This window comes from Flavobacterium sp. AC105 (assembly GCF_979258495.1).
The window spans coordinates 3,541,585-3,555,060 of the sequence record NZ_OZ409860.1; the positions used below are offsets into that span (position 1 = coordinate 3,541,585).

The 13,476-nt window shown below is 33.9% G+C and carries 13 protein-coding genes; 11 read left to right on the forward strand and 2 right to left on the reverse strand.

Features of this window, described 5'->3' with window-relative positions; translation table 11 throughout:
* Positions 1-54 precede the first annotated feature (54 nt).
* Both corA and dnaK read right to left on the reverse strand, forming a co-directional pair.
* Positions 55-1,125, reverse strand: coding sequence for a magnesium/cobalt transporter CorA (gene corA, locus ACZ0AH_RS14455; protein WP_463476498.1), 1,071 nt, complete (start codon positions 1,123-1,125; stop codon positions 55-57).
* A 237-nt stretch (positions 1,126-1,362) separates the two neighbouring features.
* Positions 1,363-3,246, reverse strand: a complete 1,884-nt coding sequence (gene dnaK / locus ACZ0AH_RS14460; protein ID WP_042564297.1) for a molecular chaperone DnaK — start codon at positions 3,244-3,246, stop codon at positions 1,363-1,365.
* Positions 3,247-3,620: 374 nt separating this feature from the next.
* Here dnaK and ACZ0AH_RS14465 point away from each other — a divergent pair, with 374 nt between their 5' ends.
* The 11 genes from ACZ0AH_RS14465 (at position 3,621) to ACZ0AH_RS14515 (ending at position 13,369) form a co-directional block, all read left to right on the forward strand.
* Positions 3,621-4,886: a Na+/H+ antiporter gene (locus tag ACZ0AH_RS14465; protein WP_463476499.1), complete on the forward strand. Its 1,266-nt coding sequence runs from the start codon at positions 3,621-3,623 to the stop codon at positions 4,884-4,886.
* Positions 4,887-5,253: 367 nt separating this feature from the next.
* Positions 5,254-5,724, forward strand: a complete 471-nt coding sequence (locus ACZ0AH_RS14470; protein WP_463476500.1) for a hypothetical protein — start codon at positions 5,254-5,256, stop codon at positions 5,722-5,724.
* Between the two features lie 13 nt (positions 5,725-5,737).
* Complete coding sequence (locus ACZ0AH_RS14475) at positions 5,738-6,328, forward strand: hypothetical protein (RefSeq protein ID WP_463476501.1); 591 nt, start codon at positions 5,738-5,740, stop codon at positions 6,326-6,328.
* A gap of 320 nt (positions 6,329-6,648) precedes the next feature.
* Positions 6,649-7,086, forward strand: a complete 438-nt coding sequence (locus ACZ0AH_RS14480) for an acyl-CoA thioesterase (RefSeq protein WP_463476502.1) — start codon at positions 6,649-6,651, stop codon at positions 7,084-7,086.
* Between the two features lie 104 nt (positions 7,087-7,190).
* The gene (locus ACZ0AH_RS14485) at positions 7,191-8,042 is read left to right on the forward strand and encodes a mechanosensitive ion channel family protein (RefSeq protein ID WP_463476503.1); all 852 of its coding nucleotides are present in this window, start codon (positions 7,191-7,193) and stop codon (positions 8,040-8,042) included.
* 164 nt (positions 8,043-8,206) lie between these two features.
* Positions 8,207-9,199 carry an alpha/beta fold hydrolase gene (locus ACZ0AH_RS14490; protein WP_463476504.1) on the forward strand — a complete coding sequence of 331 codons (993 nt, stop codon included), beginning with the start codon at positions 8,207-8,209 and terminating at the stop codon, positions 9,197-9,199.
* A gap of 111 nt (positions 9,200-9,310) precedes the next feature.
* The gene (locus tag ACZ0AH_RS14495) at positions 9,311-9,700 is read left to right on the forward strand and encodes a DUF1398 domain-containing protein (RefSeq protein ID WP_463476505.1); all 390 of its coding nucleotides are present in this window, start codon (positions 9,311-9,313) and stop codon (positions 9,698-9,700) included.
* Positions 9,701-9,735: 35 nt separating this feature from the next.
* Positions 9,736-10,599, forward strand: a complete 864-nt coding sequence (locus ACZ0AH_RS14500; protein WP_463476506.1) for a ThuA domain-containing protein — start codon at positions 9,736-9,738, stop codon at positions 10,597-10,599.
* Between the two features lie 2 nt (positions 10,600-10,601).
* The gene (locus tag ACZ0AH_RS14505; RefSeq protein WP_463476507.1) at positions 10,602-11,444 is read left to right on the forward strand and encodes a sulfurtransferase; all 843 of its coding nucleotides are present in this window, start codon (positions 10,602-10,604) and stop codon (positions 11,442-11,444) included.
* 59 nt (positions 11,445-11,503) lie between these two features.
* Complete coding sequence (locus ACZ0AH_RS14510; RefSeq protein WP_463476508.1) at positions 11,504-12,745, forward strand: ABC transporter ATP-binding protein; 1,242 nt, start codon at positions 11,504-11,506, stop codon at positions 12,743-12,745.
* A 9-nt stretch (positions 12,746-12,754) separates the two neighbouring features.
* The gene (locus ACZ0AH_RS14515; protein ID WP_463476509.1) at positions 12,755-13,369 is read left to right on the forward strand and encodes a hypothetical protein; all 615 of its coding nucleotides are present in this window, start codon (positions 12,755-12,757) and stop codon (positions 13,367-13,369) included.
* The last annotated feature ends 107 nt before the right edge of the window (positions 13,370-13,476 follow it).

Genomic DNA, 13,476 nt, shown 5'->3' on the forward strand with positions numbered 1-13,476 from the left:
TTTTGAAAGTAAACAAATGTACTTTAAATCGTAATTTTTAATGGGAAGCAAACGTTAAAACCAACGTCTCTTCTTGAAATAAATAATCAGGGCAATTACCAATAAAATCATGCCGCCCATGGTAATAAAATAACCATTTTTTGCATGAAGTTCCGGCATGTATTCGAAATTCATTCCGTAAACGCCAACAATAAAAGTAAGCGGAATAAATATTGCCGAAATAATCGTCAGGGTTTTCATAATCTCATTCATTTTTCGGCTTTGTTCCGAGAAATAAAAATTAGAAGCGCTTTCTAATGAACTCATATCCGAATCGATTTGTTCTAAAAGTTCCAGACTTTTTTGATGCAATCTAATAAAGAAACTAAACGTCTCTTTCTGGATTCCATTATAAGTATCATCATCTTTAATAGTTTTTAAATAATACAGCGAATCGCGAAGCGGAATAATAGAACGTTTTAAAAAATTAAAATTATCACGGTGATTTTCAATTTTTTCCAAAATAACAGGATCAGCTCCTTTTTTCGTCAAATTGATTAATTCTTCAATTTTTTCTTCTTCATCTTCAATCGTAATGTAAAAATTCTCCATTACGGCATCTAATAACAAATACAGCAAATAATCTACTTTTTTAGTTCGAACAATTCCTGCATGCGTGCGAAGGCGTTCCCGAATATGAGTAAAAAAATCGCTTCGTTTTTCCTGAAATGAAATTAAAATTCCATCTTTCAAAATAAAACTAATTTGCTCTACACTAACACTGTCTGAAACTTCAGAAGGCAAAAGAGATTTGATATTAAAGAACAGAACATTTTGCTGTTCTTCCAGTTTAGTTCTTTTTGTAGTGTTTAAAATATCTGCTAAAAGAAAATCATCTAAGTTAAAATGAGTCCCAATAGTTTTTATTAAATCAATATTGTTTAATCCGTGAATATTCAGCCAGTTGTTTTTTGTATAATCAATACAACTATTTAATGATTCTACTCTAAACTTCTCATATTCAACAACGTCATTGTTATCATATGTAAAAAGCTGCATTTCCGTTTTGTGCGGTTTTTGTGTGCCGGTATATTCTAAAGTGGTATGTTGAAGCTTGCGGCCTTTCTTGTATTTTATCTTTCTCATTCAAAAATGATTTATATAGTAATATTACAAAAAAGAATCTGAATGGGAAATGACAATTGTCATTTTGATAAAAAGATTTATAAAATACGATTGTTTTATTTGTAATATTTTTACTATAATTAATTAAACCCGACAGGTTTTAAAAACCTGTCGGGTTTAATTTCAACAACGCAAAAATAACCCACAAAAAAACCGGACTATTTCTAGTCCGGTTTTTTATTATAATTTAAAGAAGAATTATTTTACTTCTTCGAATTCAACGTCTTCAACATTGTCACCTTGCGATTGCTCTTGTTGTGGAGCTGCTTGTTGACCTTGATCACCTTGAGCATACATAGCTTCTGTAGCTGTTTTCCAAGCTGCATTGATGTTGTCAAGAGCCGTTTGAATAGCTGGAATATCTTGAGATTGGTGTGCCATTCTCAATTCAGTTAAAGCGTACTCTACAGCAACTTTGTGGTCGTCAGCAAGTTTGCTTCCTAACTCTTTCAATTGACTTTCTGTTTGGAAAATCATGCTGTCAGCTTCGTTTAATTTCTCAGCTCTTTCTTTAGCTATTTTATCAGCGTCAGCGTTAGCTTCAGCATCTTTTTTCATTTTTTCGATTTCTTCAGCTGTTAATCCAGAAGAAGCTTCGATACGGATATCGTGAGATTTTCCTGTTCCTTTATCAGTTGCAGAAACTTTGATGATACCATTTGCATCGATATCAAAAGTAACCTCGATTTGAGGAACTCCTCTTGGTGCTGGTGGAATACCATCTAAGTGGAAACGACCGATAGTTTTGTTATCAGCAGCCATCGCTCTTTCTCCTTGCAATACGTGAATTTCAACAGATGGTTGAGAATCAGCAGCAGTAGAGAAAACTTGTGATTTTTTTGTTGGAATAGTTGTGTTAGACTCAATTAATTTAGTCAATACACCACCCATAGTTTCGATACCTAAAGAAAGAGGTGTTACGTCAAGTAACAATACATCTTTTACATCTCCAGATAAAACTCCACCTTGAATAGCAGCTCCAATAGCAACAACCTCATCAGGGTTAACGCCTTTAGATGCTTTTTTACCAAAGAATTTTTCAACTTCGTCAGCAATTCTTGGCATACGAGTAGAACCTCCAACAAGGATAACTTCGTCGATATCAGATGTAGATAAACCTGCATCTTTTAATGCTTTAGCAACTGGCTCCATAGAACGTTTTACTAAAGTATCAGATAATTGCTCAAATTTAGCTCTAGATAATTTTTTTACTAAGTGTTTTGGTCCTGAAGCTGTAGCCGTTACGTAAGGTAAGTTGATTTCAGTTTCAGCAGAAGATGATAATTCAATCTTAGCTTTCTCTGCAGCTTCTTTCAAACGTTGCAATGACATTGGATCTAAACGTAAATCAATTCCTTCTTCAGATTTGAATTCGTCAGCTAACCAGTCAATAATAACCTGGTCAAAATCATCACCACCTAAGTGAGTATCACCATTTGTAGACAATACTTCAAATACACCGTCTCCTAATTCAAGAACAGAGATATCAAAAGTACCTCCACCTAAATCGTAAACAGCAATTTTTTGATCAGTTCCTTTTTTATCTAATCCGTAAGCAAGTGCAGCAGCAGTTGGCTCGTTGATGATACGCATAACTTTAAGACCAGCAATTTCACCAGCTTCTTTAGTAGCCTGACGTTGTGCATCGTTAAAGTAAGCAGGAACAGTAATAACCGCTTCAGTTACAGTTTGACCTAAATAGTCTTCGGCAGTTTTTTTCATTTTTTGAAGTGTCATTGCAGACAACTCCTGAGCAGTGTATAAACGACCGTCAATATCCACACGTGGTGTATTGTTGTCACCTTTTACAACACTGTAAGGAACTCTTTTTGCCTCTTCCTGAGTCTCAGCAAAAGTGTGTCCCATAAAACGTTTAATAGAAGCAATCGTTTTTGTAGGATTCGTTACTGCTTGTCTTTTTGCAGGATCACCCACTTTAATTTCTCCACCTTCAACAAAAGCGATGATAGATGGCGTTGTTCTTTTTCCTTCTGCGTTAGGAATAACAACTGCTTCGTTACCTTCCATTACAGAAACACAAGAGTTCGTCGTACCTAAGTCAATTCCGATTATTTTACCCATTTTTTATATATTTAATTTTTGATATACATTTTAATAACTCAGGTGGCATAAGTCAACATTTATGCCAATATAAAAAACCAAAGTAAATTGTCAGTTTTACTGTCGGCACTATAAAAATCATCTGACAACATGACATTTTCAAAACCTGACAATCGTGGCATATCAGTACTTTACGTGTCATTATCAGGAGCTGTTTCCTGCTGTCCTTCCAATCTTTTGTGCCGCCGCGGCGGACACAAAAGGATTTTCCCTCCCATCAGGGCTAGGGCAACTGTTTCCAAAAGAAATTCATCTTAATCTAACGGTTTTATGTCTTTCTTTATTTTCAGTTAAGCCCGAAATACTTAAATTAGCATCTTTCTAAACCCTTTTTAATGGAAAACTACAGCATCATTATCTTTATACTCGCCATCGTGATCGGACTTTCTGCCTTTGCCGAAAAAGCAAAATTACCGTATCCGATACTTTTAGTTATTGTTGGAATTGCAATTGGTTTTATTCCCACAATGACCGAAATAGAGATAAATCCCGAAATTATTTTCCTGATATTTCTTCCTCCATTATTATATGATGCTTCTTTTAATATTTCACCCAAACATTTCAAAACCAATATCAGTACAATAAGCACTTTGGCAATTCCATTGGTTTTTCTAACCACATTCTGGATTGCTGTAGTTTCGCATTATTTAATTCCGGGAATGAGCTGGTCATTATCTTTTGTACTCGGATCCATACTTTCGGCTACAGATGCAGTTGCAGCGGTAAGCATCACAAAAGGCCTCGGAATACCCAAAAAAACCATTACCATACTCGAAGGCGAAAGTTTGATTAACGATGCTTCTGCTTTGGTTGCATATCGTTTTGCAGTCGCAGCAGTAATGGGGTCAGCATTTATCATCTGGAAAGCAACACTGCAATTTGTACTATTATTAGGCGGCGGATTTCTGGTTGGTTTTATAATGGCAAAAATTTTAGCATTCATTCTCGAAAGAGTCAAAAAAAATGTAAACGTAACCGTTAGTTTCATGTTATTAATGCCTTTTGTAACGTATCTGGTTGCAGAACATCTTCATGTTTCCGGAGTAATTGCAGTTGTATTTTTAGGTTTGGCTATTTCGCGTTTCAGTAATAAAATCTTTCCCGAAAACTTAAAAAACAATTCAAAAAATCTTTGGGACGTTATTATTTTTATCCTAAACGGACTCATCTTTATCCTAATCGGACTCAATTTCAGATACATACTTAAAGATATCGACAACGATATGATTTTACCTTATATAGGTTACGCGGTTATTATAACCATTGTCGCATTATTAACGCGAATGGTAAGGATCTTTTTTCAGAAAACTAACCTGCAGAAAAAATTTCTGAGCCCTAAAACAAAAGGACGAAAAGTAAGCGAACATGCACTGCTCGATACCAAAAACAGTTTTATAATCAGCTGGTCGGGAATGCGCGGAATTGTTTCTTTGGCAATCGCCCTCGGTTTACCCAAATTACTTCCGGATGGAACGCCTTTTCCAGAACGAAATTCCATCATATTTATTTCTGTCGCCGTTGTACTTTTAACCTTAATCGGACAAGGATTAACACTTCCGTGGATTGTAAAAAAATTAGATCTTAAAAAAGAAGAAGAATAATCAGGAGCTGTTTCCTGCTGTCCTCCCAAATCTTTTGTGTCCGCCGCGGCGGACACAAAAGGATTTTCCTTCCCATCAGGGCTAGGGCACTCGTTTTCATTAAATTATTTAGGTATAAATATTTTGGAATAACATATTTATAGAAAATTAGAATTAATCCATCACATGCCATTGGGCCAAAATATTCAATTGTATCGTACAAATATGTCGCTCCGCTGGAGCTCAAACGTCACTCATGCTAAAAATTGCTATAAATATAACGCTCCTACAGAGCTTAATCATAATTTGCTTCTATAATACAGATCTATTTATCAATGATAAAAATTTAATTTATATTCGTTGATCAAAACCAAGAAAATAAAAAAACATGGACCAGGAATTAGAAAGTAAATTTGACGAATTTGACAAACCAGAAATTATCAGAAGAAAACTTCTTCCATGGTGGATTAAAACCTTCTGTTGGATTTTTATGATTATGGGAATTTGCGGTTTAGGCGCAATACCTTTTAGCTTTTTTACATCGAATACAAACTTATCTATTTACGGTTTTTCAAGCAATACAGCACTTTCCGGAATTGGCATTTTCATAATTGCTATTATAACATTTAAAGCATACACCGGTTATTTACTTTGGTTCGAAAAACCCAATGCAATCTCAATTGGTAAAATTGATGCAATTGTTGGTATTGTAATTTGTGTGGCTTCTATGTTTGTTCTGCCGTTTATTAATGATGCAAATGAACATTTTTCGTTGCGATTAGAACTTATATTACTGATTCCATATTATTTGAAATTAAATAAAATCGAATACGAATGGGATAATCTGGAAACCATTTAAATCACTCGAAAAAATGACAAAATTTATATCGCTGTTTTTCTTATTCTTTTCCATAACATTATTTGCCCAAAAAGACCATTTCAATAAAAAAATCACTAAAGTAAAAGGCGACTTAAACAAAGACGGTTTAATAGATTATGTACAGGTTTTGCAAGATACTTTAAGCGACACAGCGCCTTATAAACTCGAAATTTATTTTGCTGATGCCAACGGAAAATTCAAACAAATACTTTCATCAGTAAAAGCGATAGATCCGGCTTTTCCTCAAGGCAAAAACGGTTATAACAGCGGAAATGCTTTCTCTGAAATCACGATCTCTAAAGGAATTCTAAGCATTAATAATGAACTTTTACGCGGTCATTATGAACATAAATTCAGATTTCAGAATGGAAACTTTGAACTCATTGGTTTCTCTGAAGTTTATTCTGACGGACAAGGAACTATGGGAACAATCGATTTTAATCTCTCGACCGGAATCCGAATCAAAAAAACTGAACCTTATGGCGAAGATGATTTTCCGGTAACGAATACCAAAAAGAAAATAGTCTTAAAACCGTTGCCAAAACTACAGGATTTTGCGCCTTTCAAAACAGATTATTATTAAAATAAATCTGTTGGGATAATTTAAAGTGTAATTAAACACTTAGAAACCTAGATATTATTTTGAGTAAAAGATTATGAAAAGAAACTCGTTTCTCACACATAGTCCCAATAGTTATCATTTTAAACACAAATTGCACGAATTTGCGCTAAATTAGTGGCAATTAGTGAAGTAAGTTTGTGTTTGTTTTTTGTTTTTGTTAATGCAAGTGAAACGACTTTATTCATTTTATAAGCTATGTTTCTATGTGTTAAAAAATTATTGCATCCAACGGTTTAAAATTTTATTTGTAATTTCGATTTTCATAAAATTATAAATAAAAAATGGCTTCATTTATCAAAGAATTATCTTTTCGCTGGTCTGATCTTGACCCAAATTTTCACGTTCGTCATAGTGCTTATTACGATTTTGGCGCACAGCATCGTATCGAAATCCTTGAAGAATTAGGCTTAACTTTAAAAGTGATGCAAACGCAAGGTTTTGGACCTGTTTTATTTAGGGAAGAATGTATTTTTAGAAAAGAATTAAAACTTTCAGATAAAATTTTTCTTCATACCAAAACTTCAAAAATGAAAGCCGATGCTTCGCGCTGGTCCATTATTCACGAATTTAGACGAGAAGATGATACACTTTGTGCCGTAATCACGGTAGACGGTGCCTGGATGGACACAAAATTGCGCAAATTAGCGTCTCCAACTCCTGAAATTGCTATTGAAGCTTTGAGTATTTTCCCAAAAAGCGATGATTTCGTTGGGCTGTAATTCAAAATAAATGAGGTATTTTAGAATTTAATTTGAGAAAAGTAAACGGTCATTGGTTAATTGAATCTGTTATTTCACATTAAATAAAAAAAATTATAATACGTATGATCAACTTCTCAAATGACTTCAGAATCGTTATCATTATCGCTATAATTGCCTTTACAACATTTGTTTTGGGCGCTGTGACCAAAAAGATGCTTCGCTATTTTTTGTATCGCAAATTAACAGATAAAGAATATGATGCAACCGGATTACGGTTTTTAAAACATTTGATTATAACCGTAATTTATATTTTAGGATTTGCTTTTGCATTGATACAAATTCCTGAATTCAAGATTATTGGTCATTCGTTTTTAGCCGGAGCCGGAGTAATTTCGTTAGTTGCTGGTTTGGCTTCTCAACAAGCATTAAGCAATATTGTCAGCGGAATTTTTCTGGTCATTTTTAAACCTTTCCGTATCAACGATAAAATCACCATTAACAATTTTATTGGAACAGTTGAAGATATTAATCTGAGACAAGTTGTGTTGAAAGACGCCGAAAACAACCGAATTATCATCCCAAATTCAGTAATAAGCAATCAGATTATCGTGAACACGAATATGCACGATACCAAATGCTGCAAGATTATCGAAATCGGGATTGGATATAAATCTAATGTCGAAAAAGCATTAGAAATTATGCAGGATGAAATCGCCAAACATCCTATGTTTATTGATACGAGAACAGCAGAAAGCAAAAAACAAAAAACACCTTTGGTCGTTGCCAGAGTTGTTGCATTGGCAGATTCAAGCGTAAATTTAAAAGCGTGGGCGTGGGCAAAAAATTCAACAGATGGTTTTGTGATGTATTGTGATTTACTGCAAAGCATCAAAAAACGTTTTGACGAAAATAACATTGACATCCCGTATCCGCAAAGAGTAATTACAATAAAAAAAGATAACGCTGATTCCTGAAAAATAAAGCAAAAAATAAAAAAATCCGCAAAATACGTTTAATCCACAAAATCCGCGGGCAATTGTTTACTATATTTTTTCTGATAAATTTAAGACTATAATTTTTGCATTTCAAAATGCATAACGGTAAATTTATAGTTCTTTAATCTAAAATCTTTCAGAAAATGAAAATAACAAAGCTCCTAATCCTGCTACTTCCTGTTTTTTGTTTTTCGCAAGAAGGAAAAATAAAAGATCTTGATATTAATTTAACGAATTACGAATATCCTTTTCCTGTAAAATTTATAGAATTCAGCAATCAGCGCCAGCTTTTAAAAATGGCGTACATGGATATTAAACCTGATAATTACAACAATAAAAATATTGTTTTGCTTCACGGAAAAAACTTCAATGGTGCTTATTGGGAAACTACCATAAAAGCATTGACAAAAGAAGGTTTCAGAGTAATTGTTCCCGATCAGATTGGTTTTGGAAAATCAACAAAACCGGAAAATTTTCAATATACATTTCAGCAATTGGCTGAGAATACCAAAAAATTATTAGATCATTTAGGAATTCAGAAAACAACAATTCTCGGGCATTCTATGGGCGGAATGTTAGCCACAAGATTTGCGTTAATGTACCCCGAAACAACAGAAAAATTAGTGCTCGAAAACCCAATTGGTTTAGAAGACTGGAAACTCGTTGTGCCATACAAACCAGTTGATTGGTGGTACGAATCTGAATTAAAACAAAATTACGAAGCCATCAAAAAATATCAAATGGCGAATTATTATGATGGAAAATGGAATGCTGATTTCCAAAAATGGGCTGAACTTGGTGCCGGCTGGACAACAGCTCCAAATTATGACAGAGTTGCCTGGAATTCGGCACTTTTATATGACATGATTTTTACGCAGCCTGTTTTATATGAATTTAAAAACATCAAAAGCCCAACACTTTTAATCATCGGAACAAGAGATAAAACAGCTTTAGGAAAACAACTTGCAGCTCCCGAAGTTCAAAAAACTATGGGAAATTATCTGGAACTCGGCAAAAAAACGCAAAAAGCAATTCAAAATTCAAAATTAGTTGAAGTTCCAAACACAGGACATTTGCCGCATATAGAATCTTTCGATCAATTTATAAAACCATTAATCGTATTTTTGAAACAATAAAAATTATTTTTTTCACCACGAATTCACGAATTTTATTCATAGATTATTTTAATAAATTCGTGAATTCGTGGCGAAAAAACTTTACTTACTAATCTAAAAACTCTAAATACTATGTTTACAATCGAACAAATAAAGGAAGCACATGCTAAGGTAAAAAGCGGTGCTGATTTTCCAAATTATATACAAGACCTGATTATTTTGGGCGTAAAAGGATACGACACTTTCGTACATGACGGCCATGTTGAATATTATGGCGTAAACAATTATAACGTGACTTCTGATGAAAAATACGATGAAATAAAAGTGGCACCAATTGTCAATAAAGAACGTTTTATTGAATTTTTAGTCATGCATCAAAGTGGAGAAACGGATTATTTAACGTTTTGTAATCACGCTGCACAATGCGGAATTGCGAAATGGAGAGTTGATATTATCGAAATGACCTGTACCTATTATGACCAAGCAGCTAATGAAATATTAATCGAAAAAATCCCTGATTAATCCCAAAAAACTAACTAACCAAAAAACCACTATAAATGTCAATTTTCAATCAAAAAACGAATTCTATTACATTAAAGAGTATTCTGATTTTGTTTTTTTTAGCTTGTTTCTTAGGATATTCTCAAGATAAAAAACACAAATCAAAGTTTAAAGTCATTGCTTTTTATACGGCAAAAAACGATCAGGCACATATTAGTTTCGTTCATGAAGCCAATAAATGGTTTCCAAAAATAGCGCAGGAAAATCATTTTGAATATGATTCAACCAGCAATTGGGATAATTTAAACGCAAAATTTTTAGCAAAATATCAGGTTGTTTTATTTTTAGATACAAGACCAGAAACACCAAGCCAGCGAGAAGCTTTTCAGAAATATATGGAAAATGGCGGCGGCTGGATGGGATTCCATTTTTCAGCTTTTGCTTTAAACAATTCTGATTATCCTCAAAACTGGGATTGGTATCATAATACGTTTTTAGGTTCAGGAGAATATGGCAGCAATACATGGCGACCAACATCGGCCGTTTTGCGAGTTGAAAACCAACATCCTGTTACAAAAAATATTCCTAAAACATTTTCATCAGCACCAAACGAATGGTACAGATGGAGCAATGATCTGACGAAAAATCCGGATATAAAAATTCTTTTAGCGATTGACGAATCAAGTTTCCCATTAGGAACCGGGCCAAAACCGCATGAAATTTGGCATAGCGGTTATTATCCGGTCGTTTGGACGAATAAAAACTACAAAATGGTGTATGTAAATATGGGTCATAATGATATTGATTATGAACATGGAACTAATAAAACGCTGTCGTACACTTTTGAAAATAAAGTAGAAAGCCAGGTAATCCTGAATGGATTGCTTTGGTTAGGAAATTCTGAAAAAATAAAAAAATAAAAATGTCAAAACTTTCTCCAATCATAAATCCAGAAGCACTTTTAAAATTAAAAGATTCGATGATTTTAATTGATGCCAGAGCCGGAATTAATGCCGAAGAAAATTATAAAAACGAACATTTAAAAGGTGCTCGTTTTGTCGATTTGAATCGAGATTTGGCAACTGTAGAAACTGATCCTGCAAACGGAGGAAGACATCCTTTGCCTTCGTTTGAGAAGTTTTCTCAAGTGCTTTCAAAACTCGGAATTTCTCCTGAAAGTCATATTATAATTTATGATGATAAAAACGGATCAAACGCTGCTGCCAGATTCTGGTGGATGTTACGCGCAATTGGTCACGAAAAAGTTCAGGTTTTAAACGGAGGTTTGCAAGCGGCGATAAAAATTGGTTTTCCGATAAGTTCAGAAACTGAGCATTTTAAACCAGCTGAAAAGTATCCGGTTTCTGAATGGAAATTGGCTTTGGCCGATATTGAAGAAGTTGAAAAAGCCCGAAACAGCAACCACAATATAGTAATTGACGTAAGGGATAAAAATCGTTTTGACGGACTTACAGAACCACTGGATTTAATTGCAGGACATATTCCGGGAGCCATAAATGTTCCGTTTAGCGAAAATTTAAATGAAGAAGGCTTTTATAAATCGGCTGAGGTTTTAGCAGAAAAATATTCGGAAATAATAGGCAATAAAAATCCTGAAAATATAATCATTCATTGCGGTTCAGGCGTTACAGCTTGTCACACTTTGCTTGCAATGGATTATGCCGGAATTGAAATCCCGAAACTATATGTAGGATCCTGGAGCGAATGGTCCAGAAACGATCGCGAAATGGCGACAAAACAGTAAAATTAAACATATAGAAACATAGAAGAATAGAGATAACGGTTTAAAATAGAAATACAAAAATGCAGCATTGGGATATACTTTTATCGAATCAGGTAAACAAAAAAGCTTTTATTGATACTTTACTTTCCGGCGAAGCCAAAGGAGAATTAGCCATTTTTAACAATCAAAAAGGAATTCTGTTTTCTGACATTGCTATCGAAAAATTCATCGAAAAAGAATATCAATATGACATTGTAGAAGCTTCTCCGGAATCGCACAGACAATTGCGTACTTTTTCGTCTGGCGAACGTAAAAAAGAATTCCTGAAATACTGCATCAACCAAAATCCTGATTTTATAATTTTCGATAATCCTTTCGATCATTTAGATCAGGCTTCGCGTGTCATTTTAGTAGAGTCCTTAAAAGATTTAACGGATGAAATCGCGATTATTCAAATCGTAAATCGTGTGGTCGACTTATTGTATTTTGTTGAAAATAAAGCCCAAATCAGAGATAATTCTTTTGAATTACATCCCATTTCAAAAACCGAAAATCATTTTAAAACCTTAAATTCATCAGGAATTCCAAAGGCTTTAGAACCGCATTCCTTTCACGAAAGTGTACTAATAAAAATGAATAATGTTTCGGTAAGTTATGATGATCGCAAAATCGTCGACAACATTTCATGGACGATAAAACAAGGCGAATTCTGGCAATTAATTGGACCAAATGGTGCCGGAAAAAGTACCATTCTTTCTTTAATTACAGGAGATAATCCAAAAGGTTTTGGTCAGGATTTATTTTTATTCGGAAGAAAAAAAGGAAGCGGAGAAAGCGTTTGGGATATCAAAAAACAAATTGGAATCTTCACGACTTCTATGACGGATTTATTTCAGAAAGGACACACTTTAGAACAAATGATCCTTTCTGGTTTCTTTGATTCCATCGGATTGTATAACGAACCAAGCAATTTGCAAAAACAAACCGTTGCACAATGGCTTGAAGTTATCGAGATGAGTTCTTTGGCTAAAAAACGTTTTATCGATCTTTCTATCGGTCAGCAAAGAGTTGCGCTGATTGTTCGCGCCGTTCTAAAACATCCGCCTTTATTGATTCTGGACGAACCTGTAGAAGGTCTGGACGACGAAAATGTAGATTTGGTCATTCAGCTTATCAATACCATAAAGCAAGAAACAAACGTGAGTATTTTATACGTTTCGCATCGTATCGAACCTGGCCTCGCTCCTACTTCTGTATTTGAACTTTTACCAAATCCATCAGGATCAATTGGCAATATTAAATACCATTCGGAGTTAAATTAAAAAATGAAAATGAAAATTAAATATATTACATTATTAGTTTTAGTGCTAATAATGATCTCGTGTTCAGGCACAATTTCAACTTCCAATAAGGAATACAAAATAACGAAAATCGGTCAATTAAAATCAGATTGGATTTCGAACCCAAAAGAATGGTTTCTGCAAAAAGATACGTTAACAGGAACTGGAGGTCCAATGCATTGGGGCGTTATCGAATCTAAAAAAATGCTTCCAAAAAATTACGAAATCAATTTTAAAGTAAACATGACCAAAGAATCTTTATTTGAGGTTATGCTTAATATAGATAATGAGAAATACATCAGGACATATTTGTATCAAATTGATCAAAATATCGTAATCGGAAACGGAACATATAATAAAGGAAGTGACGAATATGGCAAACGCGGCGGGCCAAGTTTATTTACCAAACCTATGAAATTAGAAAATAATAAATGGTACGCGATAAAAATCCGGGTTAGAAATAACCAATTATATTTCTCGGTAAATAACGAAACTACATTAGAATGTTCGCTCGAAAAAAGCAATCTGAGCCAACAAGGAAAATTAGGGTTTATAACAAATGGAGAAGCAAAAATAATAGACTTAACGATTAAAACTATTAAATAAAATAAGATTCATTTGAACTGAATTAAAACATAAATTCCACTAATTTACACGAAAATTAATCCGTGTAAATTAGTGGAATTCGTTATATAAAAAATTATCTAATTTTC

Bases quoted from the DNA above. Each gene is read 5' to 3' on its own strand.
- ACZ0AH_RS14465 (WP_463476499.1), top strand. From the start codon at position 3,621: ATGGAAAACTACAGCATCATTATCTTTATACTCGCCATCGTGATCGGA.
- ACZ0AH_RS14475 (WP_463476501.1), top strand. From the start codon at position 5,738: ATGACAAAATTTATATCGCTGTTTTTCTTATTCTTTTCCATAACATTA.
- ACZ0AH_RS14490 (WP_463476504.1), top strand. From the start codon at position 8,207: ATGAAAATAACAAAGCTCCTAATCCTGCTACTTCCTGTTTTTTGTTTT.
- ACZ0AH_RS14470 (WP_463476500.1), top strand. From the start codon at position 5,254: ATGGACCAGGAATTAGAAAGTAAATTTGACGAATTTGACAAACCAGAA.
- ACZ0AH_RS14485 (WP_463476503.1), top strand. From the start codon at position 7,191: ATGATCAACTTCTCAAATGACTTCAGAATCGTTATCATTATCGCTATA.
- ACZ0AH_RS14505 (WP_463476507.1), top strand. From the start codon at position 10,602: ATGTCAAAACTTTCTCCAATCATAAATCCAGAAGCACTTTTAAAATTA.
- dnaK (WP_042564297.1), bottom strand. From the start codon at position 3,246: ATGGGTAAAATAATCGGAATTGACTTAGGTACGACGAACTCTTGTGTT.
- ACZ0AH_RS14480 (WP_463476502.1), top strand. From the start codon at position 6,649: ATGGCTTCATTTATCAAAGAATTATCTTTTCGCTGGTCTGATCTTGAC.
- ACZ0AH_RS14495 (WP_463476505.1), top strand. From the start codon at position 9,311: ATGTTTACAATCGAACAAATAAAGGAAGCACATGCTAAGGTAAAAAGC.
- corA (WP_463476498.1), bottom strand. From the start codon at position 1,125: ATGAGAAAGATAAAATACAAGAAAGGCCGCAAGCTTCAACATACCACT.
- ACZ0AH_RS14500 (WP_463476506.1), top strand. From the start codon at position 9,736: ATGTCAATTTTCAATCAAAAAACGAATTCTATTACATTAAAGAGTATT.
- ACZ0AH_RS14510 (WP_463476508.1), top strand. From the start codon at position 11,504: ATGCAGCATTGGGATATACTTTTATCGAATCAGGTAAACAAAAAAGCT.
- ACZ0AH_RS14515 (WP_463476509.1), top strand. From the start codon at position 12,755: ATGAAAATTAAATATATTACATTATTAGTTTTAGTGCTAATAATGATC.